We start from the raw sequence: 26023 nt of genomic DNA on the forward strand, positions 1-26023 counted from the left end.
ATGACCCCTTTCTTAAAAAACATGCCTTAAAGCTTCACTGATCGTCTTAACGCCGACCACATCGATATTAGTTGGCAATTCCAGACCATTTAAATTATTTTGGGGAATAAAGACCCGTTTAAAGCCTAATTTAGCTGCTTCAGATATTCTTTGGTCGATCCGGGTCACACGTCTGATCTCACCGGTCAAACCTAATTCACCGATAAAGCAGTCGTCTGGCGCAGTCTGTTGGTCACGATAACTCGACACCAAACTCATCGCAATAGCTAGATCGATCGCAGGTTCGTCTAATTTAACGCCCCCAGCTGCTTTCAAGTAAGCATCTTGATTTTGCAAAAGTAGCCCAGCACGCTTTTCGAGCACTGCCATGATCAACGAGACCCGATTGTGATCTAATCCCGTCGTTGTTCGCTTAGCATTGCCAAATGCAGTTGGGGTGACTAACGCTTGGATCTCTGCTAAGATCGGGCGTGTCCCTTCCATTGAGACCACGACAGCCGAACCGGTCGCGCCACTTAAACGCTCTTCTAAAAAGATCTCAGATGGATTAGGTACTTCAACTAGACCGCCATCGCGCATCTCAAACACGCCGATCTCATTAGTCGAACCAAAACGATTTTTAACTGCACGTAAGATCCGGTAGGTGCGATGCATATCACCTTCAAAGTACAACACCGTATCGACCATATGCTCTAAGATCTTCGGCCCGGCGATCGCGCCACCCTTAGTCACATGACCAACGATAAAGATCGTGATCCCATTTGTCTTAGCAACTTGCATCAAAGCAGCAGTCACTTCGCGGATCTGCGCCACACTCCCGACTGCCGAAGTAACTTCTGGCATCTGCATCGTTTGAACTGAGTCAATGATGACATAGTCTGGTTTTAAGTCTTCGATATTTTGTAAAATACTTCCCATATCAGTCTCAGGGTAAAGGTAAAATTCACTACCTGAGACCCCCAAGCGTTGAGCACGCATCTTGATCTGGTTAGCACTTTCTTCACCTGAAACGTAGAGCAACTTTCCCCCTTGATCTGATAAACTTCCCGAAACTTGTAAAAGCAACGTTGATTTACCGATCCCAGGATCGCCCCCGATCAAGACCATTGATCCTGGAACCACACCACCACCTAAGACACGATTCAATTCACCATTTTTCGTATCAACTCTAGGTGTCTGTGAGATCTCGATCGTATCGATCTTTTGTGGGGTATTCGTTGTTCCTGTCAAAGTAACTCGTGGGGCAGCTTTAACGGCCACACTTTTTTGTTCAACTTCTTCAACTAAAGTGTTCCATTCACTACAGTTAGGACACCGCCCCAAATAGCGCGGTGATACATAGCCACAGTTTTGACATACATATCTAGTTTTGACTTTTGCCATAATTGCCCCCCTCTACTTATAAAATATTAGTATACCCGAAAATCATTAAAAAAAATCATAAGATATCTTTAAATTCCTAACGTCCTGATGAACCAAAACCACCAGTTCTCTTAGCTAAAGGCGCTGCTTCATCATCAGCCAAAAGATACGGCAAAAAGATGCCTTGGCCTAATCTTTCACCCTTTTTGATCACTTTGTCCGTTAACCCAAAATTGACCAATTGGAAAAAGATCTCGCCTTCATTGTTATCATTTCCATAATAATCAGCATCAACGATCCCGACCCCATTTGGTAAGATCAAACCGTGTTTTAACGGATTGCTGGAGCGGTTAGCCAACATCAAGAACTCATCAGGCTGCATATAAGCCTTGATCCCAGTTGGCACAAGGTATGGCTTTAAGACCTTATTAGCAGCCACCATATCTTCTACCGTATACTCTTTTTGTTTACGTAACGCATGTAAGACCTTCAAAAAGTTACGCTTCCAAATACTTGGCAAGACAAAATCTTTAGCTGCACAAAAATCATAGCCCGCTGCATTTTGTGTTGCTCTAACTGGCAACGTCAAGTCCTCACCTTGATATTTTGAAACGATCTCAAATCCTCTTTTCATTTCTCAAACCCCATTCATTTTAGTAGTTGTCAGTACTATATTTATGATACCATTAATTTTGAAGGCAAACAGCATTTCACATTATTTAATGTTATGTTTTTTACCGCTGATAATTATTTAATTTGGGGTGATAGATATGGATTTCATCTGGCAAGACGACCAACTAATTTGTCAAAACGAGCAGCAAGAAATGCTCGGTAATATTGGCTTTAAAATGATCAACAATGACCAAACTTATGTTATCGAACGTACATTTGTCGCTGAACAAGCACGTGGCCAAGGACTTGCAAAAAAGATGACCGTCTTCTTTTTAGAGCACGCAAAGGCGCAAAATAAGACGATCCTGCCTTTGTGCTCTTACACGCAAAAATATTTTGCAGCTAATCCTGAACTTGAACACTTATTATTCAAGCAAAATAAATAAGTTAAATCTGAAAGGATCTTTTACATGAATCAAAATGAACTAAAACGTCTGGTAGGCGAAAAATCAGTTGAATGGGTCAAAAATGGCATGATCGTCGGCTTAGGTACCGGCTCGACCGTCCGCTATATGGTCGATGCTTTGGGACGTAGGATCGCTGAAGAAGATCTCCAAATAACTGGCGTGACTACCTCAAGTGTTACAGCTAAACAAGCTGAAGCCTTAGGCATTCCTTTGATCTCAGTCGATGAAGCTGACCATATCGATATCGTGATCGATGGTGCCGATGAGATCTCAAGCGATTTTCAAGGTATCAAGGGTGGGGGCGCTGCTCTTTTATTTGAAAAGATCGTTGCAGTCAACTCCACTAAAGTCCTCTGGATCGTGGATGAAAGCAAGATGGTCGATAAATTAGGCGCTTTTCCATTACCAGTTGAGGTCATCCCATATGGTAGCCAAAAATTATTTGACCGTTTTGTGGCTAAGGGCTTGAATCCAACTTTTCGCAAACAAGAAAATGGTAGTCTCTTATTGACCGATTCAGATAATTACATCATCGACCTACACCTAAAACAGATCGATGATCCACACGCTTTAGCCGAATATCTCATCCACCAGGTCGGCGTCGTTGAACACGGTCTTTTCTTAGATATGGTAAACGATGTGATCGTTGGCAAACAAGTCGGGCCTGTAGTCTTACATGCCCGTGACTAGTACATTTTACAAAAAGAAGCACCAAAATGTGCTTCTTTTTGTAATTCAGTCAAAACTTGTAGCTTTTATCACCATAGACTAATATTAAAAAAATTAGATTTAATAATTTAAAGCTAATTCATTGTTTACTTATAGCTAAAAGAGGACTACACTATTAGTAGTTCATTAAAGGGGGATGATTTCCAGTGACTAAATCAATCAGCACTGCGCAACTCAAAAATTTTAAAAATTTACTTGAAAAACGTAATGATCACCGTGTTCTTGAACGGACTGTAACACAAAATGGGATCCTAGCTTCCAGCCGTGACTATCGTGCGGAAGTAAACACAACACCTGTTTTCTCGGTCGATCTTGATACAGGTAAGGTCGCTGATCAAAAACAATCCGGTCGTTGCTGGATGTTTGCTGCCTTGAATACTTTGCGTCACGATCTACGCAATCGCTTAAATCTACCAGATGATTTTGAATTATCACAAAACTTTACATTCTTCTGGGATAAACTTGAAAAAGCAAATTATTTTTATGAAAACATCTTAAAAACAGCAGGCTTCCCAACGTCTGACCGGAAAGTTGCGTGGTTGCTAGCAACGCCACAACAAGATGGTGGCCAATGGGATATGATCATGGGCTTGATCGAAAAATATGGCGTTATGCCTAAGTCTGCTATGCCAGAGACCCACAACTCCTCAGCTTCAAGTGAGTTCAATTCACTTTTGAACCTTAAATTGCGTAAAGATGCAGTCTTGTTGCGCGAATTAGTTCAAAATAAGGCAACTGAAGCTCAGATCGAAACTCAAAAAGAAAAAATGTTAGCTGAAGTTTATCGCATGGCGGCTTACAGCTTTGGTGAACCACCGGCAACGTTTGATTTTGAATATCGTGATAAAGATAACAACTATCACCTTGATCGTGACTTGACGCCAAAAGAATTCTTCGATAAATATCTCGGTTGGGAAACCAAAGATTACATCTCAGTGATCAACGGACCAACAGATGATAAGCCTTTCAACCACATGTACACAGTTGATATGTTAGGCAATGTCGTTGGTGGGCGTGAAGTACGGCACTTAAACGTTGATATGGATACCTTCAAAAAATTAGCTGTCAAGCAGTTAGAGTCAGGAGAAAGCGTTTGGTTCGGTTGTGATGTCGGCAAATCTTCTGACCGCAAACAAGGGATCATGGATACTGAACTCTACCACCGCGATCAACTCTTTGATGTTGACCTTGCAATGTCAAAAGCAGAACGCTTAGATTACGGCGAAAGCTTGATGACACATGCTATGGTCTTGACTGGAGTCGATCTTATTGACGGTCGACCTAAGAAATGGAAAGTTGAAAACTCTTGGGGTGATAAAGTCGGGACGAAAGGATTTTTTGTGATGACAGATGACTGGATGGATGAATATTGCTACCAGATCGTTATCAACAAGAATTTCTTACCTGATGAATTAAAAGAAGTTCTAAAAGAAGAACCTAAAGTCCTAGCACCTTGGGATCCTATGGGTTCATTGGCTTAACGATATAAAAAGATCTCACTGAGGTTTTGATAACTTCAGTGAGATCTTTTTTACAATGTCGTTTTAGAGATGATCTGTAATTTATCGTCTAATTCATAGATGATCGGCGCTGCATTAGCAACTTCGACCCCATCGATCCCTGTATCTGAGATCGCTTCTAGGTATTTGATCAATGCCCGTAAAGTACTACCATGAGCCACGATCAATTGATCTTTTCCTTGCAGTACCCGCGGAGCAATATGATCGACCCAGTAAGGGATGATCCGAGCTGAGGCCTGTTTTAAGCTCTCGGCTCGTGGGACGATCGTTTTAGGATACCCTTGATAGCGGCGATCGTTTTGGGGCTTTTCCAACAAAGGCGGGATAGCTTCAAATGACCGACGCCACAAAGCTACTTGCTTTTTTCCATAAAGTTTACGGGTATAGTCTTTATTCAGTCCACGCAATGCACCATAATGTCGTTCATTTAAGCGCCAAGTTTTGGTGAGTGGTAAATACTCCTGCCCTAACTCAGTTAACACGATATCGGCTGTTTTGATCGCACGTTGCAAAACTGATGTATGTACGTGTTCAAATACGATCCCTGTTTGACGTAATTTTTCACCAGCTATTTTAGCTTCTCTGATACCTTGAACTGTCAAAGGCGAATCCGACCAGCCAGTATATTCGTTTTCTTGATTAGCTAAACTTTGACCATGCCGGATCAATACTAACTTTGTCATCCGTCATTTCCTTTCCAATTGATCTTACTTCTACTACTATAACGAAAAAAGAAGCGTCAAAAAAGGTCTGTCGCTTCTTTTTTATTAAATATCAATCACTATATCGCCATTTTGGATCTGTCAAGATCCGAGCTGCGATCAAGCCCAAAGGTAAAGCCAAGACGATCAATGTTGCTTGAGTCAACCAATATGCCCCAACACTGATCGAGTTTAAGCCAATGTTGTACACCGCCCGATACATGTAAAGCCCAGGGACCATGATCACGATCGCAGGTACTGTCAAAGAAATGCGTGGATAACCGGCTTTTTTCCCCAATATCGAAGCCAACAAACCTGCCAGCAAGGCTCCAACAAAGGCGGCAGCTGCAGGAGGAACGCTAGTATAATCGACTAATTCCAAACGTAACGTATTCGCTAAGGCCCCAATGATCCCCGCTGTTGAAGCTAGTTTAGGTGAGCTATTGAACATCAAGGAAAAGCCAAAGACACCACAAAAACTAGCTGGTAGCCTTAAAGCGAGCAACTGCCAAGAAGTGAGTTGCAAGGGGATAAAATCTTCGGGCTTAAAGTTGATGCTCATCGCAGTCAACCAACCGACCATGGTGGCAACGATGATGATCGTCAAGGCATGTGCCATGCGTTCCAAACCCGAACGCATATCAAGTTTAGCGATATCTAGTCCACTTGTAATAAATGGAAATCCTGGGATCACAAATAACATCGCTCCAATATAGCCTGCTTCGTGACGACTAGAAACAGAAAACAGTGCCTCGATCCCACGAAAAGAGACCATATACATCAAACAGGCCACCGCCACACTGACAAAGATCCCCGCAAATAATGTGATCTTGTGCTGATTCATCTTAGCGCGCACATAATTGCCAAAGCCCGCCCCTATAAAGGCACAGATCATTTCGATCAAACCACCACCAAGTAAAAAGACAAAGGCACTGCAGGCAAGCGCAGCTGCTAAACCTAAAACAGGTGGTTTATATAAACCTGATTTAGCTCGGATCTGATCGATCAAATAATGGATATCTGAGATCGTCATCTGCCGACCATGGCGTTCAAATTCTCGAACAAACCACTCGAGATCAGTCAACTTACTCGTATTGACACCTGAAGTCGCTAGTGCCAAAGTTTGAGTATAACTTTCATCGAGTTCGACACAAGTGTATTCGATCGAGACTAGACCAACATCAGCCGTACAGGTCAAGCCTAGAACTCGGGCAATAATATTCATTGAATTTCTAACGCGCCAGGCCCCAGTTCCACAGGCGAGCATCAAGATCCCGATCCGCCCAACGATCGCTGCTCGCTCCTTTAAACTTGCATCAATTGCCAATTCATCGCCGGCATCTCCGATAAATTCGTCCCATCGGATAGTCATATGGTGATGCTTGGATAATGGCGCACGTTTTCTTTTAGTAGCTTTTTTACTAAAATTTTTCTGCTGTTCCATTTTTGCCTCCAAACTATCAATGTAAATTACCGTGTTACTTTCACGATTTTGTAAACAATATGTAACATTACCGATTATAGCACAAAATCCCTGTATTTTCGGGCTTTTTACAAAAAGAAATATTTGACTTAAATCTTAATTTAAATTAAAATTCCTTCCTAAACCTTATATTTTATGTCCAAACGTGTATAATTCAATGAGAGAGCATAAAAAATAAGGAGCACCATATATGAATAATGAAATTGAACCGCGATCGAGAAAAAGTTCGACCTCGCATGTCAAAAAGCGTGATCCCAAATTACGCAAACGGATCTGTTGGACTTTATTAGTATTGACCTTGATCGTTTTTTTGGGAGCTGGAACTTACATATATCACATTCTAAATTCAGCTAAAAACACGTTAGACAAGACCTACAACGGTTCAAATGTAACTAAGAGTCGCGACGTTTCCTCTGTCTTAAAAGACAAGCGTCCGATCTCGATCTTACTGCTTGGGACCGACACAGGTGATCTAGGGCGCGATGACACCGGGCGAACCGATACGATCATTGTCGCCACTTTAAATCCAGAAACTAAGACAACTACTCTAACAAGTATCCCACGCGATACTAAAGTCGAGGTCCCAGACTCAGTCAATTCATATGATAAAGTCAACTCAGCCTACACGATCGGTGGTGTCTCAACTGCGATCGAAACGATCCAAGATACACTTGATATCCCGATCGATTACTACGTGTTAGTCAATATGCGTGGTCTGACGCAGATCGTTGATGCCGTGGGGGGGATCACGATCAAACCACTACTTACCTTCAAGTATGAAGATGCTGATGTAACTAAGGGTAAAACAGTAACGCTAAATGGGAAGCAAGCCTTGGCTTACTCACGAATGCGTTATGATGATCCAGAAGGTGATTACGGTCGACAAAAACGGCAAAAGCAAGTTATCGAAGCCATCGTTAATAAATCACTTTCTGTTTCTGCGGTCTCTAACTATCAAAAATTACTTAAATCGATCGGAAGCAATATGCAGACCGATCTAACTTATGGCGATATGATCACGATCGCAACTAGCTATAAAGATGCTGGTCAAACGATCGAATCTAACGTGCTACAAGGGCAAGATACTATGCTAGATGGTCTTTCATACCAAGTCGCATCTGCTTCTGAAAAGAAAAAAGTTTCAGATGCGATCCGTAAACAACTTGGCTTAGATGCTTCAACTAAGAGTTTTGACGATGATTCGACTGATGATCCTACTTATCAGACCACTGATGATCCAACAACTACTTACACCAATGACTATGGCAACACTTCCTATCATACTGGAAATTATGCTTATTAATATTTTAAAGACACGCGATCGGGCGTGTTTTTTTATATGCTCTCAAATGCTATAACACTACCAAGCGTTTACGTTTATGATCTTTCAAAGGTTTTCTTTGGTTTTCATTTAGTATGCTGTAAAGACTCATTCTGGTCGCCTTTACTTATCAACGTTATATTTCCAGAACACAAAAAAGCTCATTGAAAATGAACTTATCATTTCCAATGAGCTTTTGAAAGCTTATCTTAACGGTGGATGTAGATATAGCTACCTGCACCAGAGATTGTTTGTGTGTTAGGACCAGCTGGATTGCTAAAGCCCATACCGCCTTGGCTGATCGTTACAGAGTTACCGTTAACAGATTCAACGTAAGCAACGTGTCCGTAAGCACCATCAGCTGTCCATTGACCACCAACAGATTGACCTGGTAAGAAAACGATGATCGAACCAGCAGCTGGTGAGTGATCTACTCTAAAGCCAGCAGCTGCTGCAGATGAACCCCATTGTCCACCATTGCCCCAGTTATTGCCAGCCCAAGGAGCAACTTGTTTTACGTACCATGTACATTGCCCCCATGGATATGTGTTGCCTGCTACGATACCATGTGTGCTACCATCACCTTGGCTGATGCTACCAGCGTTAGAACTCGTAGCTTCTGGTGTTGTTTTGTTTTCAGTAGCTTTGTTATCGGTGTTGTTTGACTTGTTATCATCTTTCTTAGCGTCAGCAACTTGTGCAGTTGCGTTTGCCTTATCTTGAGCAAGTTTAACTGCATTTGCTGCTTCTTCATATTGAGATTGTAAAGCAACCAAAGTAGCCTTGTTATCTTCGATCTTCTTGTTTAAGTCAGCTTGTTGTTGATCAGATTTTTCTTTCATTGATTTCAAATCATTTTGCTTTGTTTCAAGCTCAGATTTATCTGATTGCAAATTAGCTTTTGTCTTTTCTTGTTCATTCAATAATGCTGTGTATTGATCTTTTGCTTCTTTAACATCGTTCAAAGCTTCTTTGTTAGCTTGGTTCAATTTGTTGACAGCAAAAGTACGTGAAACTAAGTCAGAGAAGTCTTCTGAGTTGATCACGAAATCAAGGTAGATGTTACCACTAACTGTGTCACCAGATTTCTTTTGTAAAGCAACTAATTGACCCTTAAGTGCTTCTGTACGTTTTTCAACTTCGACCTTAGCACCTTCGATCTGACCATTTAACTTGTCGATCTTTTCATTTGACTGATCGATATCAGTCTTTAATTTTTCGATCTTTTCAGTGTTATCTGAAATTTGTTCTTGTAACTTAATGTTGTCAGCGTTTGCTGATGCAATATCTTTTAATAATTTATCTGTTTCATTCTTATTAGTATTGATCGCATTTTGAGTATCAGATACAGTATCTGCACTCACTGCTGTTGTTGTGTTTAAAACAGACACAGCCAACATACTAAGTGCGACTGTACTTGTGATTACTTTCTTTAAAAACATAATTTTGGATACCTCGTCGATTTATTTACTTTTCATAGTATACACTAGTAAGATTACAGAAATGTTACTCTTAAATTACATATTTGTACTTATTTATCTATCGTATGTTACTTAGAAATACGAAAAAACCCGTGTTTGTAGCATTACATCCACGGGTCAAATACATTTTATTTTCCAAATTCACTTAAATCTAACAAGATACTGCCATAGGCTAACCCAGCACCAAAACCGGTCAACAAGACTTTTTTAGGCCGTTTTCCCTGCTCTAAAGCTTGCGCCAAGGCTAACGGGATCCCTACCGACGAAGTATTTCCCGCTTCAGTGACATTGATCGCAAACTTGTCTATATCCAAAGCTAAATGTTGCGCAATGTTTTCGATCAACCGCAAATTAGCTTGATGGGTGATCACTAGATCAAGGTCAGCTGGTTTAACACCATTATCTGCCAAAAATTCATCGATATGAGCATTAACGTCATTTGTTACAAAATTGTAAACTGCTCGTCCGTCTTGATAGAATGCATCTAGTTGTGGATAATTGTCTGCAGCGACTTTTTGTAGCGGTGCCACACGTCCGCTGTGGATAACTTCAGTATTACCTCGTGTGGCGATCTTTTCAGCTAAATACGCTGTCTTACCTGCACTTTTTTCTAAGATCACACCAGCAGCACCATCCCCAAAAAAGACTGCTGAGGTCCGATCGCTAAAGTCCATCATCTTGGAATTAGTTTCCGCACTGATGACCATTGCACGCTGATACATCCCGCTGTGGATAAATTTTTCAGCAGTTGCCAACGCAAAGATAAAACCTGCACACGCGGCTGACAAATCATAGGCAAAGGCATTGCTAGCTTGGATATTTTTTTGGACGATCGCTGCCGTCGCCGGTGTTAAAGCATCCGGTGTGATCGTTGATACGATGATCAGATCGATCGCAGTCGCATCTAACTTAGCTTGCTTTAATAACTTTTGAGCGACCTTTGTAGCTAGATCTGACGTATTTTCAGCGATCGCATAGTGCCGTTGCTTGATCCCAGTATGAGACACGATCCATTCATCGGACGTATCCATCAACTGGCTCAATTCATCATTAGTCACTACCTTTTCAGGAAGATACCCCGCACTTGCGGTAATTTTTACGGCTGTCATAGTAGGCCCTCTTTCAAAAATATTTATCATTAGCTTTATCATAGCATATCGTTTTGTGGATAAACTACCTCTTTGCTTTTATCCACAAATGAAAAAACAGGACTGTGAATATTCACAGCCCTGCTTAGTGATGCGGGTAAATGGATTCGAACCATCACGAGCTCAATTGCTCACCAGATCCTTAGTCTGACGCGTCTGCCAATTCCGCCATACCCGCGACAACAGAATTAATTATAGCAGACAAACTAGACCCCTGCAACTATTTTTTTAGATTTTTTTCAAAAGGCGCAACTTCCCGTGACAACGACTGCAGACAAAACGTTTGATATCGACCCGACGTTGGCGCAGATATCTTTGCCCGCAAGTTTGACAACTGTATGTGTAACGGTAATTCTTGCTACTGACCGGAGCATACCGTAAGCCTCCGACCTGACGCAATAATTGTTTGAAATCTTGATCGCGATGCCGATACCCTCGCCCTGTCAAATGCAGATGGTAGTGACAAAGCTCATGCTTGATCGTTCCGATAAGGGTATCTTTGCCATATTTTGTCAACATCTTTTCATTGATCTCGATGTCATGACTTGTCAATAAATACCGCCCTCCAGTGGTTTTCAAACGCCGATTGAAGTAAGCGCGGTGGGTAAAAGTACGTTTGAAATATTTCAATGAGAGCTCTTCGACTAGTGCTTGAAGCTGTTGATCAGTCATCGGCTGGCGCTAACATACTCAACTGGATGCGCCCACGCTTAAGATCGACATCCGTCACATAAACATCAACGATATCACCGATTGTAACGACTTGACTTGGATGTTTGATAAATTTTTGACTCATCTTGGAGACGTGAACTAAACCATCTTGCTTGACCCCAATATCCACAAAGGCACCAAAATCGACAACATTCCGCACCGTTCCCTGTAATTTCATCCCTACCTTGAGATCTTCTAAGTGTAAGACATCGGCTTTTAGTAATGGTGCTGGCATTGAATCGCGTAAAGTGCGCCCCGGTTTCTTTAAGCTCGCTACGATATCTTTGACCGTGGCTAGTCCCGCTTGATTGGCTTTAGCAAAAGTTTTAGCATCAAAATGGGCTAATTTTTCTTCCGCCAAAGCAGTCCCGATCTCTTTTTGTTTGATCTGCGCTTTTGCTAAGATCGCTTTAGCTAAAGGATAACTTTCAGGGTGAATATCAGTGTTATCAAAAACATTTTTGCCCCCAATGATCCGCAAGAAACCAGCGGCTTGCTCATACGCTTTTTGGCCTAAACGGGCAACTTTTTTGAGCTGGGTCCGCGTGGTAAAGCGCCCATTTTCATCCCGATAAGCAACGATATTTTTAGCAGTCGTTTTATTTAGACCTGAAATATGTTGCAGTAAAGTAGCACTAGCTGTGTTCAAATTGACTCCTGCTTGATTGACCCCAGTTTCGATCACAGTTTGGAGTTCATCATCTAATTCTTTTTCTGGCAGATCGTGTTGATATTGACCGACCCCGATAGCTTTAGGGTCGATCTTGATCAATTCCGCTAACGGATCTTGTAAACGCCGAGCAATACTTACCGCTGAGCGCTCTTCCACATTAAAATCAGGAAATTCTTCACGCGCCTGGGCACTGGCAGAATAAACTGAGGCTCCAGCTTCGTTGACGATCACATAATAGACCTTGTGCTTTAGCTCACTTAAAACTTCTGCCACAAAACTTTCCGACTCCCGACTCGCTGTCCCATTACCGATCGCGATCATTTCAACTTGATATTTTTCTAGTAATTCAAGCAAAATTTGTTTTGCTTGAGCTCGTTTTTTAGGATCTGGTCGCTTGCCTTTAGCCTTTTCATGTGGATAGATCACTGCTTTAGCTAAAAATTTTCCAGTTGGATCAACGATAGCTAATTTACAACCAGTTCTAAAAGCAGGGTCAAGCCCTAAAACAGTCTTGCCTTTTAAAGGCGCTTGCATCAATAAGTGGTAAAGATTATCACCAAAGACTTTGATCGCACTAGCAGTTGCCCGCGCAGTCAATTCTTTGCGCAATTCGCGTTCGATCGCCGGCCGGATAAAGCGTCTATAGGCATCGGTATACGCTTGTTCTACGTATTGCATACTTGACCCTGACTTTTGTCCGATGATCCGTGCATGAAAATAGCGAAGCACATACTCATCATCGAGTTTGACTTTGACTTGTAAGATCTTCTCCTTTTCTCCTCGGTCAAGGGCTAAGATCCGATGGTCTAAGATCGTTTTGATCCCTTCTTCAAACGCATAATAGTCTTGATAGATCCCTTTTTCATCTAAACTTTCATCTTTGACTTTTGCTACTAACTTTCCTTTTGTTTGAGCATGCTTTCTGACCCAAGCCCGTAGACTTGCATCCTCACCAAAAGCTTCTGCTAAGATCTCATGTGCGCCTGCCAAAGCTTCTTTTGGCGTATTGATCTCTTTTTTGGGATCGACATATTTTTTTGCTTGGCTAATAACATCCTCTGAGCTATCTGTCAGTAAAAATTTAGCTAAGCCTTCCAAGCCCCGGTGACGAGCGATCTGAGCTTTTGTCTGGCGTTTTTGCTTGAAAGGTAGATAAAGGTCTTCGAGCTGTTGTAATGTTTTGGCTTGAGCTAACATTTGCTCTAGTTTAGGCGTTAATTTCTTTTGCTCAGCTATTTTAGCTTTAACATCAGCCCGTCTTTTTTCAAGTTTTTCAACTTGCTGGTAAGTCGCGGTGATCTCACGCAATTGAACTTCATCTAAGCTTCCCGTCGCTTCTTTACGATAGCGTGCGATAAATGGGATCGTATTGCCTTCTTCAACTAATTTTAGAACTTGCTTGATCTGATCAGGACGATAGGCTAACTGTTGCTCAACTAATTGTAAGTAATCTGCTTCCACATTTTTCCCTCACATTCTATGATTTAACTAGATTATAGTGATTTTTTGATAAATGAACAAGTTTGCGCTTTGGCTGATAAAAAGCTAAAATCATACGTGACACTATTTTAAAGGGGGGCAACATTTTTTGACACCAATAGCAGCACTTAAACATTACTTTGGTTATACCGAATTTAAAGCCGGCCAAAAAAAGGTGATCAACTTACTACTAGAACATAAAAATACTCTCGCACTCTTACCGACCGGAGGCGGGAAATCCTTATGCTATCAGATCCCAGCCCTTTTAGAAGATGGTTTGACCTTGGTCATCTCACCTTTGATCTCATTGATGAAAGACCAAGTCGATAGTTTACAACAAAATGGGATCCCCGCTGCCTTTATCAACAGTTCCCAGGAATTTGAAACTGCTAAAGCGGTCCTAACAAAAGCACGCCGGCACGAATTAAAATTACTCTATATCGCTCCTGAGCGCCTAGAAAATCAATTTTTCTTAGAATTATTGCAGACATTACCGATTTCTTTAGTCGCAGTCGATGAAGCACACTGCATCTCTCAATGGGGTCACGATTTTCGTCCCAGTTATTTGAAATTGCCTGCTTTGTTAGCAAAACTGCCCGTCTCTCCTACGCTAGTTGCTTTGACCGCTACAGCTACACCACAAGTTGCCCGAGATATCAAAGAATTACTTTTGATACCCGCTGAAAATGAAATCAAAACGAGCTTTGCTCGCAATAATTTGACCTTTAAGCTTATCAAAGGCACTGATTTTGAACATTATCTTCTCAGCTATCTCAAGCAAAATCGAAATGATTCTGGTATCATCTACGCATCAACTCGCAAAAGAGTCGAACAGCTAGGCATCATGTTAAATAAAATGGGGATCAAAGCGGGGATTTACCATGCGGGCTTAAGTGAATTACAACGTCGTGAAAGCCAAGAAGATTTTCTTTACGATCGTACCCCCGTCATGGTCGCTACCAATGCTTTTGGGATGGGGATCGATAAAAGTAACGTACGCTTTGTGATCCATGCCCAAGTTCCCGGTAGTCTGGAGGCCTATTATCAAGAAGCAGGGCGCGCCGGGCGTGACGGACTACCAAGTGAAGCGATCTTATTTTACAAAGACGCTGACCTGCAAGTCCAACGTTTCTTTATCGACAATTCACAAGCCGATGAACAACATCGTGAATTTGACTACCAAAAACTCCAGGCCTTGACCCGTTATGCCAATACCGAAGAATGTTTGCAACGCTTCTTAGTCCAATATTTCGGCCAAGATTGTCCTGATTGCCAAAAATGTACAAATTGTACTGATACTCGTGAAAAACAAGACATCACCAAAGAATCCCAGATGATCATGTCGTGTATCGTGCGGATGCAATCGCGCTTTGGCAAAAAGATCGTAGCCCAAGTTTTAGCAGGTTCTAAGGCTAAACGGATCCTTGAGTTGAATTTCGATCAGCTTTCAACTTATGGTATCATGCACCAAAAAACCAAAGAGATCGAAACTTTGATCGACTTTTTGACGGCCAGTGGTTATCTCAAAACAAGCAGTGGACAATTTCCTACGCTCCATGTGACTCAAACGGGACTAGAGGTCTTACGCGGTCAAGCAAAAGTTTATGCACGTATCGAAAAAGCTGAGCGTAACAGCGAACAACTGGTGGAAAGTGGCTTATTTGAACATCTCCGCCAATTGCGTCGTCAGCTGGCCGAAGCTCAACACGTACCACCATTTGTCATCTTCTCCGACCAAGCTTTACAAGACATGTGCGTGATCTTACCGACAAATGAGATGGAATTCTTAGAAGTCAAAGGTGTTGGCCATAGCAAACTTGAAAAATACGGAACGATCTTTTTAGATGCCATCAAAGAATATAAGAGACAGGGCGAGTAGCCCAGTACAGATAATAAGAGATCCACCAAGATGTCAAAAAACGCATTTTGGTGGATCTCTTATTATCGGCTAGGATGTGCTGTCGAACAAGTTTCCACTATATATAAGTATATAAAAAAGATCACCCAAATTTATCAAAAAATTCGAGTGATCTTCATTCAAATATATGTCACAGGCTTTTTTGCCTGAGTGTATTTACTAAGATCATTTCCAAAATGTATCGTAGACTGTGATCGGCAAATGCCGTTTATGTCTTGTCTTGATAAACCAATTTTCGATCTTTTCAACTGCATCAGTGCGCACTTCTTTGCCCTCTAAATAGTCATCGATATCATCATATGTCACACCTAAGGCTACTTCATCTGGTAAAGCTGGGCGATCTTCTTCTAGATCAGCTGTCGGTGTCTTTTGATAAAGATGCTTTGGAGCGCCTAAGACTTCTAGCATTGCTCTACCTTGGCGCTTGTTTAGTCGCCATAATGGCATGATATCAGCACCGCCATCTCCAAACTTGGTGTAAAAACCAGTGATCGCTTCAGCCGCATGGTCGGTACCTACAACAGCCCCACTGTTAGCACCTGCGATCGCATATTGGGCGATCATACGTTGGCGTGCCTTGATATTGCCTTTGTTGAAGTCACTTACAGTCACATCATTAGCTTGAACAGCTGCTACCATCGCATCAGCTGCTTCTTTGATGTTGACTCGCATCATTTCATCAGCTTGCATAAATTCGATCGCATCCAAAGCATCACTTTCATCGGCTTGAGTCCCATAAGGTAAGCGTACAGCGATAAATTTATAACTGTCATCACCTGTCTCTGCGCGCAATTCAGTGATCGCCATTTGACATAACTTACCACATAGTGTTGAGTCTTGCCCCCCAGAAATACCTAATACAAGTGTCTTTAAAAATGAATGCTTGTGTAGATAAGCTTTCATAAAATCGATCGAGCGTCTGATCTCAGCTTCAGGATCGATCGTTGGTTGAACTTTTAATTCCGTAATGATCTCTTGTTGTAATGTTCTCATTAACTTTGACCTTCTTACTTTTCAAGTTTTTGATTGATACTTTCGCGAACCTCTTTGATGATCTTCATCTTGTTGTCGTAACATTTTTGTGAAAGATCAACTGGATAATCTTGCGGGTTTAGATCACGCTTGTATTCTTCCCAAAGACTATCTAAATGCAATTTGGAATATTCTTTGATCTCTTCTAAAGTCGGTAGCTCATAGACCAACTCACCTTCTTTGAAAATATCACGCAACAAAGGCCGCGCGTTAAAGTCAGTCACATCTTTATTGATATAGGTATATTGTGGATGGAACATATAAAGTGACTTTTCCTTGCGTGGATCTTCATCCCCGATCGTAATGTAATCACCTTCGGATTTACCATCGGTCTTTTTAGTGATCCGCCAGACTTGCTTACGTCCTGGGGTCGATACTTTTTCGGCATTGCTTGAGATCTTGATCGTATCCTCTAACACACCATTTTCATCCTCGATCGCTACCATCTTGTAGACCGCACCTAAAGCTGGTTGATCATAGGCCGTGATGAGCTTAGTTCCCACGCCCCAAACATCGATCTTAGCTCCTTGCATCTTCAAGTTGGTGATCGTCTTTTCATCTAGATCGTTTGAAGCATAGATCTTAGCGTCAGGAAAACCTGCTTCATCAAGTTGTTCACGGACACGTTTTGAAATATAAGCCATATCGCCAGAATCGATCCGTACCCCTAAGAAGTTGATCTGATCGCCTAGTTCTTTAGCCACTTTGATCGCATTAGGCACACCTGAACGTAAAGTGTCATAAGTATCAACTAAAAAGACACAATCTTTATGCGTTTTAGCATATGCCATAAAAGCATCATGGTCATTGCGGTAAGCTTGAACTAAAGCATGCGCATGTGTCCCACTAGCTGGGATCCCAAAGATCTTAGCTGCCCGCACATTGCTAGTCGCATCAAAGCCCCCGATATAGGCCGCACGCGTCCCCCACAAAGCTGCATCAAATTCTTGCGCGCGCCGTGTACCAAATTCAAGCAAGGCATCATCCCCACAAGCCGAACGGACACGAGCTGCTTTGGTTGCGATCAAAGTTTGATAATTAACAATGTTCAAGATCGCCGTTTCGACTAATTGGCAATCTACTAATGGGCCTTCCACTTGGATCAAAGGTTCATTGTTGAAGACGACTTCACCTTCAACGACTGAACGGATCGTCGCTTTAAATTTAAAATTGCGGAGATATTCGATAAAATCATCCGGATAGTCGCCGATCTCTTTTAAGTAGGCGAGATCATGTTCAGTAAAGCGCAAATTTTGAATATAATCAACAATGCGCTCTAACCCTGCAAATATTGCATACCCATTTTGAAACGGCAGCTTACGAAAATAAACTTCAAAGATCGCCTTACGCTCTGCCAGACCTTGACGCCAATATGTCTGCATCATATTGATCTGATAAGCATCAGTATGCAAGGTATAACTGTCGTCTGGATATAATTTAACCATTTCTTTCCTCTTCATTAATCAATTGTTTTTCCGAAAAATTTTTAGCGGATTTGACTACATGTGTTTAATTTTATCACTTTTGAGCCAAAACACCAATCCAACTGCTATAATAATAGCAAACCCTTAAAGTAAACGAGGTATATCATGCAAAATAATTTTGATACGGTCAATGTTTTAGGGCTTGATTTCATCAAAGCATCTCAAACACAATTTTTAGACCAACTAAAACGCGACAGTCAAACTAAGGCAAGGCGTTTTGTCGTGACAGCTAACCCTGAGATCGTCTTAGCTGCTAAAAAAGATCAAAAATACGCTCAGACGCTAAAAAGTGCTGATTATATCACGGCCGATGGGATCGGCATCATCAAAGGAGCTAAGATCTTAGGTGATCCACTACCTGAGCGTGTGACTGGTTATGATACACTGCTCGCCTTGCTTTCTTTTGCCAATAAACATCACAAACGAGTCTTTTTCTTAGGGGCTAAACCTGCTGTCCTACAACAAGTTTTGACCAAAGTAGCTACAAACTATCCTGCCATAACGATCGCTGGAAGTTGTGATGGCTACTTTAAAGATGAGGCCAAAGTTGCTGAGCAGATCAAAAAAGCCGAGCCTGACTTTGTTTTTGTCGCTTTAGGTTTTCCCAAACAAGAGTTTTTTATCGCTAAATATCAAGACCTTGCATCTGCTATCTGGATGGGCGTTGGTGGAAGTTTTGATGTTTTATCTGGTCAAACAAAGCGCGCACCTAAATGGTGGATCGACCATCACCTCGAATGGGCCTATCGCTTATTAAAAGAGCCGAGTCGCTTCATTCGGATGCTTGCCTTACCCAAATATCTCTTATTAATCTATCGCAAAAAATATTTTAAACATTGATCTTTAAAGTCGTTAGCTGTTGTTTAACGGCTTATTTTTTTCTATAATGGAAAGTGCATTTATAAAAATCAAGGATAACTTGGACTGGTTCGTAAACTTCCCAGGATAAAAAACCAAGAATCTCATAAGGAGGTAGGAAATATGAATGCAACTCTTCGAAAAAAAGTCATTATCGACTGTGACCCTGGTATCGATGATAGTCTAGCTTTGATGCTAGCCCTTGCATCACCTGAGCTTGAAGTCCTCGGGATCACCACTGTCGCCGGTAATGTCCCTTCAGATCTAGGTGCTAAAAATGCACTCAAAATTTTAGCTCATTGCCATCAATTAGCGATCCCAGTCTATTGCGGTGCAGACAAGCCTTTAAAGCGTAACTATGTCAGTGCCCAAGATACCCATGGAAATGATGGTTTAGGTCAAAGTAAACTACCTGAAGTACATAAAAATTATCACCCAAATGCTTGTGAATTTATCAATGATACGCTCAGACGAGAACAAAATGTAACACTCATCGCACTTGGTCCTTTGACCAATATCGCTTTAGCCCATCAAAAAGATCCGAAGTCTTGGAAAAATTGCTCACGTTTCGTGTCGATGGGGGGAAATTTCAAGAGCTTTGGAAATTGTTCTCCTGTAGCTGAATATAATTATTGGTGTGATCCTGATGCTGCTGCTTATTGTTTTGAGCACTTACCTATCAAGATCGAAATGATCGGTCTTGATGTTACCCGCAAAATGCTTTTCACACCCAACATGCTTGAGTTGATCTACCAAAATGCACCTAAAGAAGCTGAATTCATTCAAAGGCTCACGCGCTTTTATTTTGATTTTCATTGGCAATATGAAAAAGTCATCGGTTGTGTCATAAATGATCCTTTAGCTGTCCTCTATACGATCTTCCCTGAGCTTTGCGTTGGTTTTGACGCCAATACTCAAATCGTTACTTCAGGGATCGCACTTGGGCAAAGCATCGTTGATGAGAAAAATTTCTGGCATCGTTCACCTAATAGTCACGTCTTGGTAAAGGTCGATGCCTTAAAAGCGATGCAACTCTTTTTGGCGCGGACTTGTGGTCTCGATCCTAAAATGCTAGCACAGATCTTACCACAGATAACTGAGCTGGAGGAAAAATAATGCTAGAAAAAATGACACCAAAAACTTTGACTCTCTGCGCTTTCGGGATCGCTTTAAATATCGTTGGCAGTGACCTAGCTTTATTTTTACATCTACCGCTTTATCTTGATACCTTAGGAACAATGCTTTGTGCCGCCTTGCTTGGTCCTATTTTAGGGATGCTTGTCGGAGCAAGTACAGCACTTTTTGTCGGATTGACCACCGATGTTTTTTCTTTATATTATTCCCCGATCCAATTATTGATCGGGGCGATCGTTGGTCTGCTTTTCAAATATCTCCATTCGCCTAAAAACTGGCAGATCTTAGGTACAGCTGGATTGATCTCTTTACCTGGGACCTTGACGAGTACAGTGATCACTTACTTCTTATTCAATGGTATCACTAGTTCAGGTTCTAGTATGTTGGTCCAACTCTTAAGTGGTTTGGGACTACAAAAAGCTTTAGCGATCTTTTTAGTTCAGCTAGGAACTGATTATTTAGACCGACTCTTGACTTTTTACTTGGTCTTACTGATCGTTTCAGCGCTCAAAAAGCGCCAACTTTTTACTTCTTAAAATTAAGCGACGTCCAAGCCTTATTTGGCTTGGACGTCGCTTTTTTTATTTTTCTAAATAAAATTCAAACCGCTCACCAGCATATTGGGTCCGAACGTATTCAAAGGGACGACCATCACCTAATTTAGTGATCTGACGTAGGCGCAAGATCGCTGACCCACGTTTTAACTCAAGATATTCAGCGATCTTTTCAGAAGCCAACATCGAGCTGACCGTTTGTTGCGCATGACCGATCGTCAGGCCATTTTCTTGTAACGTACCGTAAAGTGAATTGGTGATCTGTTTGCGTTGGTAATTTTTGATCAGATCATATGGTAAAGTCGCTACTTCAAAACAGATCGGAACTTCATCGGCATATCTGATACGCTCCATCCGCAATACTTTTTGGCCAGGCTCTAACTTTAAATGCTCACTTTCACTGAGCGAAGGGGCAGTCACCAAATAAGAGACCGTCTTACTGGAAGGTGTCTTTCCTTGCGCTTCCGTCAACGCCGTAAAACTCGTGACCCCAGACATTTTTTCTTGGACCTTTTTGCGTGCTACATAAGTACCTGACCCGATCTGGCGCTCTAAGATCCCTTCTTCGACTAAAGTCTGGATCGCTTGACGCAAGGTCATTCGACTGACACCAAACTGCACCGCTAGATCACGTTCTGAGGGGATCCGATCACCGACCGCCCAACGATTAGCTTCGATCTCTTGCTTGATTTTATTATGGATCTGAATGTAAATGGGTGAACCCATGACTACCACCTTCCATATTGGGGATTATTTTTTAAATCGGCGTCCAAAGCTATATGTTTCGACTAGATCAAGATCATGATCAAAGACGTTAAAATCAGCGTCTTTGCCCACTGCTAACACACCTTTTTGTGTTAAGCCAAATTCTTTAGCTTGATTTAAAGAAGTCATCTTGATCGCGTCTTCTAGTGAACAGCCGGTAAACTTCATGATATTTACAAAAGCGTCCTTATATTGTAAAACACTTCCGGCTAAATTACCACTCTCAAGGCGAGCTTGTTTATCTTTGACGATAACTTTTTGGCCACCTAATTCAGAAACTCCTTCGGGCATACCCTTAGCTCGCATCGAATCAGTTACTAATTCGATCTTATCTGGTCCCTTCAATTCATACGCTAATTTGATCATATCAGGACACACATGGAAACCATCAGCGATCAATTCACAATAGATATTATCTTCTAGCAAAGCGTGACCCGTCACACCTGGTTCACGATGTTTGAATTCGCGTTGCGCATTATACAAATGCGTTACGTGGCTAGCACGGGAATGCTTCATCTGTTCGCGAGTCGCATTACTATGCCCAACAGAAGGCACGATCCCATGTTCAAGACAGTATTGCTCAAATTCAGGCGAAGTTTCATGCTCAGGTGCATAGGTCACCAATTTGATCATGTTACCAGATAATTCGTTCCAATGATCAAATAATTTCGTATCTGGAGCTTGAATATATTCTTCTGGTTGTGCCCCCTTAAAGACTGGCGAAACAAAGGGCCCTTCCAAATGGATACCTTGAATAACTGGATTCTTAGCTGCGGCTTCTTTGATCGCTGTCATCGCATGCGCAATATTTTCGGGTGATTGAGTCATTGTCGTTGGAAAATAAGTCGTGACACCTTCATAGACCATATCATCGACCATTTCACTCAATTCTTTAGCATTACCATCCATCGCATCAAAATTATAACCACCGTGACTATGTACATCGATAAAGCCCGGCACGATGATCTTACCTTCAACATCGATCACCTCTTGATCAGCTGGTGAAACTCGATATTCACTCATTGGACCGATCGCTTCGATCTGCTCATCAAATCGAATATAGGCGTCATCTATCTTATCTTCTCCTGTGTAAACAACAGCATGCTTGATAACTTTGCTCATAATTGAACCCGCTTTCTTATTTTGATTACAACTTAATAGTAATAGGTATAGACCAAAATTACAAGCACAAACGCTTATTTTCCTTGATCTTTATCGATCGTCGCATCCATGCCCTTGATCACAGCCGTCATAAAGCCGGCTTCTTCCATGGCAAGTAAGCCAGCGATCGTCGTTCCGCCAGGTGAACAAACATCATCAACTAGTTGCATCGGTGTCTTTTGATCAGCTAAAACTTTTTGCGCACTCCCCAAAACAGCTTGAGCTGCGATCTTGGTCGCTTGCTCTTTTTTCAAGCCATATTTGACCCCAGCTCGTGACATCGCATCGATGAAAAAATAAACATAAGCTGGCGAACTACCCGCTAAAGCAACAAAAGTACTGAAATCTTTTTCAGGCAATATCTCAGTTTGGCCGATCATTTCAAATAGTCCTTTGACGCGCATAAAATTAGTCTCAGTCACAGCAGGGCTTGCATTCAAAGCTGTCATTCCAGCCGCGATCTCTGCATTGACATTTGGCATTATACGGACGATCTCTAGATCTTTAGGTGTTAGCTCTAGTAAATCAGCGATCTCTGCGATAGATACTCCCGTCACCATTGAAACGATGACCGGCTTTTTGGCTTGTACTGTCGCCTTGATCTCGTGTAAGACCTCAGCTAATACGATCGGTTTGACTGCTAAGAAAATAATGTCTGCATTTGAAATGACTTCTGTATTGCTAGCACAAGCGTGTAGCCCATGTTCTTTAGCATATGGTCCATAGCTTGCTTTATGGGCGCTGTGGAGATAGATCTCAGCTTTTTGCCCCTGACTTAACCAACCATTGATAATTGCCCGTGCCATATTTCCAGCACCGATAAATCCTAATTTCATTTACTCACCTGCTTTTTTAAATTAAAAAAAGGTCACGACCTAAGTAAGTCGTGACCTATCAGTCATTGGGCTAGCTGGATTCGAACCAGCGCATGACGGTACCAAAAACCGTTGCCTTACCGCTTGGCTATAGCCCAATATGGTGGAAGGGAGTGGATTCGAACCACCGAACCCGAAGGAGCGGATTTACAGTCCGCCGCGTTTAGCCAGACTTCGCTACCCTTCCGTATTCCATATCTCATATCAGATGACTTAACGCATCCGACTTAATTATAATACCCTGTTTAGGATCAAAATGCAACACTTTTTGAAAATTTTTTTAAATAATTTTTTTCTGACCCTTTTTAAAGCTTTAAACTAATCGCCAATAAAAAAACTGTACCGCTGATCTGCGATACAGTCAAATGTTAATTAACGTTTTCCATTAGTTTTTTGATACGTGGTGTTAAAACTAAAAGTAATCCACCAAAGACTACAGTAACGATCCCGATAGTCCCAAAGTAAACTACTTCAGTTCCATCATTGTAGAGACGTACGATCTGTGCATTGAAGGCTTGGGCCACCGCGTCACCTAAGAACCAAATACTCATCATTTGAGCTTGGAAAGCTTTAGGCGCTAATTTGGTCGTCACAGAAAGGCCGATCGGTGAGATCAACATTTCCCCGATGATAACTAAAGCCCAACTCATGATCAACCACAACGGGCTGACCTTAGCATCTGTCCCAAATAAAAGACCTGGTAACATCATCCAGATAAAGGATGCCCCAGCAAAGAACAGACCAAAAGAAAACTTCATTGGTGATGATGGTTGTTTCTTCCCTAACTTAGTCCATAATTTTGCAAAGAATGGAACATACAACATGATGAAGAGTGGATTCATACTTTGGAACCAACTTGATGGGAAGTTAAAGCCAAATAATGATAGGCGTGTTTGTTCGTTGGCAAATAATGCTAAAACAACCGAGCCTTGTTCTTCGATCGACCAGAAAAGCACAGATGCGATGAACAATGGGATATAGGCTAACACACGTGAACGTTCCACTTTATCGATCTTGTTACTTGCCAAGATCTTAACGAAGTAATAAATCGGAATACATACCGCAAAGATCGTCAATAAGTTGATGATGTTCATGATCGTAAACATATTGAAGAGCAACATCAAAGCAATGATCAAGGCGACCAAGACGCTCCAAACAGCGGTCTTTTTACCCAGGCTCTTTATTTCATCTGGTTCAAGTGGATCAGTTGGATATAAGCTTTCTTTAGAAAGATACTTCCGGCCATCGATCGAGTATTGGATCAAACCAAAGAACATTCCGATCGCAGCCAATGAAAAGCCAAGGTGGAAATTGACTTGTTGTCCCAACCAACCAACTGTTAGTGGTGCGATAAACGCTCCCATGTTGATCCCAAAGACAAAGATACTAAAGCCTGAATCCCGTCTTGTATCTTCAGGAGTATATAAGCCACCGACCATTTCGGAAACATTTGGTTTAAGTAGCCCCGTCCCGATCACGATCAAGGCGATCGATAAGAAGAGAGCCAATCTGCCAAATGGAGTCGCTAAAACGATATGACCTAGCATGATCAAGACCCCACCGACAAAGACTGTTTTCCGACTTCCCCAGATACGGTCACTGACAAAGCCACCGATCACACTGGATAAGTAAACAAGCGAACCATAGATCGACATAATTGAAGCTGCTGTCGTCTTATCAAAACCTAGACCGCCTTGTGAGACGGAATAATACATATAGTAAAGTAAGATGGCACGCATACCATAGTAACTAAATCTTTCCCACATTTCCGTGAAAAAGAGTGTTGATAAACCGCGTGGATGCCCTAGAAACGTGGGCTCCTGTGTTTTATCTGTCATTTAAATTCCTCCAAACAGTGCCAAAAGACATCAATTGTTCGTTACACAATTACAATACATTGAATAAATAATAAGAAAAATGCAATGTATAACAGTACTATTATAAGTTTCAAAAAATGATACGTCAAATCAATATTAGAATAAATTTACTGAATATACCCCCTAACTAAGAATAATTACATTATCATATCATGTTTTTTTGCATAAATAGTTAATATAATGGATAAAACTCGCTATTTTACTTAAATTCCAACATTTTTCCCTAAATGTCTTACTTCATAATAATTCGACTGAGCAAGTTAAGATATTTAAGAATTCTTCTCAGAAAACTCATGCTATTCAGATGCTTAAATGCTTTTAATACAAAAAGAGATCTAGGAGAATTCCTAGATCTCTTACCGTGTAAAACCTACTGCCGGTTGCAGGATTCGAACCTGTGACCCTCGGTTTACGATACCGATGCTCTACCAACTGAGCTAAACCGGCGAAACAATGATGACCCGTACGGGATTTGAACCCATGTTACCGCCGTGAAAGGGCGGTGTCTTAACCACTTGACCAACGGGCCATGATATAAAAATCAACTCCGGCAGGCGGACTCGAACCGTCGACAGCCTGATTAACAGTCAGGTGCTCTACCAACTGAGCTATGCCGGAATAACGCGTGGCAACTTCCTACCCTCGCAAGGGGCGATCCCCTAACTACTATCGGCGTTA

General features: G+C 41.7%; 22 protein-coding genes, 6 tRNA genes and 1 riboswitch. Of the genes, 8 read left to right on the top strand and 20 right to left on the bottom strand.

Going from position 1 to position 26023, the window contains the following annotated elements:
* Window positions 1-12: 12 nt before the first annotated feature.
* Window positions 13-1383, bottom strand: a complete 1371-nt coding sequence (gene radA / locus Q9Q35_RS08615; RefSeq protein WP_304653000.1) for a DNA repair protein RadA — start codon at window positions 1381-1383, stop codon at window positions 13-15.
* Window positions 1384-1459: 76 nt separating this feature from the next.
* Complete coding sequence (locus Q9Q35_RS08620; protein WP_304653001.1) at window positions 1460-1996, bottom strand: dUTP diphosphatase; 537 nt, start codon at window positions 1994-1996, stop codon at window positions 1460-1462.
* 136 nt (window positions 1997-2132) lie between these two features.
* Here Q9Q35_RS08620 and Q9Q35_RS08625 point away from each other — a divergent pair, with 136 nt between their 5' ends.
* From Q9Q35_RS08625 to Q9Q35_RS08635, 3 genes are all read left to right on the top strand, one after another.
* The gene (locus Q9Q35_RS08625) at window positions 2133-2420 is read left to right on the top strand and encodes a GNAT family N-acetyltransferase (RefSeq protein WP_039936561.1); all 288 of its coding nucleotides are present in this window, start codon (window positions 2133-2135) and stop codon (window positions 2418-2420) included.
* A gap of 24 nt (window positions 2421-2444) precedes the next feature.
* Complete coding sequence (gene rpiA / locus Q9Q35_RS08630) at window positions 2445-3131, top strand: ribose-5-phosphate isomerase RpiA (RefSeq protein WP_304653002.1); 687 nt, start codon at window positions 2445-2447, stop codon at window positions 3129-3131.
* A gap of 185 nt (window positions 3132-3316) precedes the next feature.
* Window positions 3317-4651 (top strand): C1 family peptidase, encoded by a 1335-nt coding sequence (locus tag Q9Q35_RS08635; protein WP_304653003.1) that lies wholly within the window; start codon window positions 3317-3319, stop codon window positions 4649-4651.
* A 50-nt stretch (window positions 4652-4701) separates the two neighbouring features.
* Here the strand turns inward: Q9Q35_RS08635 and Q9Q35_RS08640 are convergent, their stop codons facing one another.
* Entirely contained in the window at window positions 4702-5373 is a 672-nt protein-coding gene (locus tag Q9Q35_RS08640) for a 2,3-diphosphoglycerate-dependent phosphoglycerate mutase (protein WP_304653004.1), read from the bottom strand.
* Between the two features lie 91 nt (window positions 5374-5464).
* Window positions 5465-6835 carry a threonine/serine exporter ThrE family protein gene (locus Q9Q35_RS08645; RefSeq protein ID WP_304653005.1) on the bottom strand — a complete coding sequence of 457 codons (1371 nt, stop codon included), beginning with the start codon at window positions 6833-6835 and terminating at the stop codon, window positions 5465-5467.
* A gap of 229 nt (window positions 6836-7064) precedes the next feature.
* On the opposite strand from Q9Q35_RS08645, the gene Q9Q35_RS08650 reads away from it, so the two are divergent.
* Complete coding sequence (locus tag Q9Q35_RS08650) at window positions 7065-8177, top strand: LCP family protein (protein WP_304653006.1); 1113 nt, start codon at window positions 7065-7067, stop codon at window positions 8175-8177.
* Between the two features lie 227 nt (window positions 8178-8404).
* On the opposite strand, the gene Q9Q35_RS08655 is transcribed toward Q9Q35_RS08650, so the two are convergent.
* From Q9Q35_RS08655 to Q9Q35_RS08675, 5 genes are all read right to left on the bottom strand, one after another.
* On the bottom strand, window positions 8405-9637 hold the full coding sequence (locus Q9Q35_RS08655; protein WP_304653007.1) for a CHAP domain-containing protein: 1233 nt from the start codon (window positions 9635-9637) through the stop codon (window positions 8405-8407).
* Window positions 9638-9804: 167 nt separating this feature from the next.
* Window positions 9805-10785, bottom strand: coding sequence for a beta-ketoacyl-ACP synthase III (locus Q9Q35_RS08660; RefSeq protein WP_304653008.1), 981 nt, complete (start codon window positions 10783-10785; stop codon window positions 9805-9807).
* Window positions 10786-10916: 131 nt separating this feature from the next.
* Window positions 10917-11002: transfer RNA gene (locus tag Q9Q35_RS08665), tRNA-Leu, on the bottom strand.
* A gap of 50 nt (window positions 11003-11052) precedes the next feature.
* Window positions 11053-11496 (bottom strand): SprT family protein, encoded by a 444-nt coding sequence (locus tag Q9Q35_RS08670; protein ID WP_304653009.1) that lies wholly within the window; start codon window positions 11494-11496, stop codon window positions 11053-11055.
* Entirely contained in the window at window positions 11489-13669 is a 2181-nt protein-coding gene (locus Q9Q35_RS08675; protein WP_304653010.1) for a Tex family protein, read from the bottom strand. The genes Q9Q35_RS08670 and Q9Q35_RS08675 overlap by 8 nt, the downstream gene beginning before the upstream one ends.
* A 127-nt stretch (window positions 13670-13796) precedes the next feature.
* Here Q9Q35_RS08675 and recQ point away from each other — a divergent pair, with 127 nt between their 5' ends.
* On the top strand, window positions 13797-15566 hold the full coding sequence (gene recQ / locus Q9Q35_RS08680; RefSeq protein WP_304653011.1) for a DNA helicase RecQ: 1770 nt from the start codon (window positions 13797-13799) through the stop codon (window positions 15564-15566).
* A gap of 204 nt (window positions 15567-15770) precedes the next feature.
* Here the strand turns inward: recQ and nadE are convergent, their stop codons facing one another.
* Window positions 15771-16598, bottom strand: coding sequence for an ammonia-dependent NAD(+) synthetase (gene nadE / locus Q9Q35_RS08685; RefSeq protein WP_304653012.1), 828 nt, complete (start codon window positions 16596-16598; stop codon window positions 15771-15773).
* 14 nt (window positions 16599-16612) lie between these two features.
* Window positions 16613-18082 (bottom strand): nicotinate phosphoribosyltransferase, encoded by a 1470-nt coding sequence (locus Q9Q35_RS08690; protein ID WP_304653013.1) that lies wholly within the window; start codon window positions 18080-18082, stop codon window positions 16613-16615.
* Window positions 18083-18226: 144 nt separating this feature from the next.
* On the opposite strand from Q9Q35_RS08690, the gene Q9Q35_RS08695 reads away from it, so the two are divergent.
* The 3 genes from Q9Q35_RS08695 to Q9Q35_RS08705 all read left to right on the top strand — a co-directional run bounded on the left by Q9Q35_RS08695 (window position 18227) and on the right by Q9Q35_RS08705 (window position 20649).
* Window positions 18227-18961 carry a WecB/TagA/CpsF family glycosyltransferase gene (locus tag Q9Q35_RS08695; RefSeq protein ID WP_304653014.1) on the top strand — a complete coding sequence of 245 codons (735 nt, stop codon included), beginning with the start codon at window positions 18227-18229 and terminating at the stop codon, window positions 18959-18961.
* 78 nt (window positions 18962-19039) lie between these two features.
* Window positions 19040-19084: riboswitch (PreQ1 riboswitch) on the top strand.
* Window positions 19085-19102: 18 nt separating this feature from the next.
* Window positions 19103-20095 carry a nucleoside hydrolase gene (locus Q9Q35_RS08700; RefSeq protein WP_304653015.1) on the top strand — a complete coding sequence of 331 codons (993 nt, stop codon included), beginning with the start codon at window positions 19103-19105 and terminating at the stop codon, window positions 20093-20095.
* Window positions 20095-20649 carry an ECF transporter S component gene (locus Q9Q35_RS08705; RefSeq protein ID WP_304653016.1) on the top strand — a complete coding sequence of 185 codons (555 nt, stop codon included), beginning with the start codon at window positions 20095-20097 and terminating at the stop codon, window positions 20647-20649. The genes Q9Q35_RS08700 and Q9Q35_RS08705 overlap by 1 nt, the downstream gene beginning before the upstream one ends.
* Before the next feature lie 45 nt (window positions 20650-20694).
* Here Q9Q35_RS08705 and Q9Q35_RS08710 read toward each other — a convergent pair whose 3' ends face one another.
* From Q9Q35_RS08710 to Q9Q35_RS08750, 9 genes are all read right to left on the bottom strand, one after another.
* A complete protein-coding gene (locus Q9Q35_RS08710; RefSeq protein WP_278873499.1) occupies window positions 20695-21393 on the bottom strand; it encodes a GntR family transcriptional regulator in 699 nt (232 codons plus the stop codon).
* 24 nt (window positions 21394-21417) lie between these two features.
* Entirely contained in the window at window positions 21418-22554 is a 1137-nt protein-coding gene (gene nagA / locus Q9Q35_RS08715) for an N-acetylglucosamine-6-phosphate deacetylase (protein WP_304653017.1), read from the bottom strand.
* 74 nt (window positions 22555-22628) lie between these two features.
* Window positions 22629-23429: a pyrroline-5-carboxylate reductase gene (proC, locus tag Q9Q35_RS08720; protein ID WP_304653018.1), complete on the bottom strand. Its 801-nt coding sequence runs from the start codon at window positions 23427-23429 to the stop codon at window positions 22629-22631.
* Window positions 23430-23494: 65 nt separating this feature from the next.
* Window positions 23495-23566, bottom strand: a tRNA-Gln gene (locus tag Q9Q35_RS08725).
* 3 nt (window positions 23567-23569) lie between these two features.
* A tRNA-Tyr gene (locus Q9Q35_RS08730) sits at window positions 23570-23655 on the bottom strand.
* 181 nt (window positions 23656-23836) lie between these two features.
* Complete coding sequence (locus tag Q9Q35_RS08735) at window positions 23837-25306, bottom strand: peptide MFS transporter (RefSeq protein WP_304653019.1); 1470 nt, start codon at window positions 25304-25306, stop codon at window positions 23837-23839.
* A gap of 413 nt (window positions 25307-25719) precedes the next feature.
* Window positions 25720-25792: transfer RNA gene (locus Q9Q35_RS08740), tRNA-Thr, on the bottom strand.
* Window positions 25793-25802: 10 nt separating this feature from the next.
* A tRNA-Glu gene (locus Q9Q35_RS08745) sits at window positions 25803-25874 on the bottom strand.
* Window positions 25875-25890: 16 nt separating this feature from the next.
* A tRNA-Asn gene (locus tag Q9Q35_RS08750) sits at window positions 25891-25963 on the bottom strand.
* Window positions 25964-26023 lie beyond the last annotated feature (60 nt).

The organism is uncultured Ligilactobacillus sp. (assembly GCF_948826705.1).
GTDB lineage: Bacteria > Bacillota > Bacilli > Lactobacillales > Lactobacillaceae > Ligilactobacillus.

Coding starts and splice junctions, on each gene's coding strand:
- Q9Q35_RS08700 (WP_304653015.1), top strand. CDS start 19,103: ATGAATGCAACTCTTCGAAAAAAAGTCATTATCGACTGTGACCCTGGT.
- Q9Q35_RS08620 (WP_304653001.1), bottom strand. CDS start 1,996: ATGAAAAGAGGATTTGAGATCGTTTCAAAATATCAAGGTGAGGACTTG.
- rpiA (WP_304653002.1), top strand. CDS start 2,445: ATGAATCAAAATGAACTAAAACGTCTGGTAGGCGAAAAATCAGTTGAA.
- Q9Q35_RS08690 (WP_304653013.1), bottom strand. CDS start 18,082: ATGGTTAAATTATATCCAGACGACAGTTATACCTTGCATACTGATGCT.
- Q9Q35_RS08660 (WP_304653008.1), bottom strand. CDS start 10,785: ATGACAGCCGTAAAAATTACCGCAAGTGCGGGGTATCTTCCTGAAAAG.
- nadE (WP_304653012.1), bottom strand. CDS start 16,598: ATGAGAACATTACAACAAGAGATCATTACGGAATTAAAAGTTCAACCA.
- Q9Q35_RS08695 (WP_304653014.1), top strand. CDS start 18,227: ATGCAAAATAATTTTGATACGGTCAATGTTTTAGGGCTTGATTTCATC.
- Q9Q35_RS08640 (WP_304653004.1), bottom strand. CDS start 5,373: ATGACAAAGTTAGTATTGATCCGGCATGGTCAAAGTTTAGCTAATCAA.
- Q9Q35_RS08650 (WP_304653006.1), top strand. CDS start 7,065: ATGAATAATGAAATTGAACCGCGATCGAGAAAAAGTTCGACCTCGCAT.
- nagA (WP_304653017.1), bottom strand. CDS start 22,554: ATGAGCAAAGTTATCAAGCATGCTGTTGTTTACACAGGAGAAGATAAG.
- Q9Q35_RS08645 (WP_304653005.1), bottom strand. CDS start 6,835: ATGGAACAGCAGAAAAATTTTAGTAAAAAAGCTACTAAAAGAAAACGT.
- Q9Q35_RS08705 (WP_304653016.1), top strand. CDS start 20,095: ATGCTAGAAAAAATGACACCAAAAACTTTGACTCTCTGCGCTTTCGGG.
- proC (WP_304653018.1), bottom strand. CDS start 23,429: ATGAAATTAGGATTTATCGGTGCTGGAAATATGGCACGGGCAATTATC.
- Q9Q35_RS08735 (WP_304653019.1), bottom strand. CDS start 25,306: ATGACAGATAAAACACAGGAGCCCACGTTTCTAGGGCATCCACGCGGT.
- Q9Q35_RS08670 (WP_304653009.1), bottom strand. CDS start 11,496: ATGACTGATCAACAGCTTCAAGCACTAGTCGAAGAGCTCTCATTGAAA.
- Q9Q35_RS08625 (WP_039936561.1), top strand. CDS start 2,133: ATGGATTTCATCTGGCAAGACGACCAACTAATTTGTCAAAACGAGCAG.
- Q9Q35_RS08655 (WP_304653007.1), bottom strand. CDS start 9,637: ATGTTTTTAAAGAAAGTAATCACAAGTACAGTCGCACTTAGTATGTTG.
- Q9Q35_RS08710 (WP_278873499.1), bottom strand. CDS start 21,393: ATGGGTTCACCCATTTACATTCAGATCCATAATAAAATCAAGCAAGAG.
- radA (WP_304653000.1), bottom strand. CDS start 1,383: ATGGCAAAAGTCAAAACTAGATATGTATGTCAAAACTGTGGCTATGTA.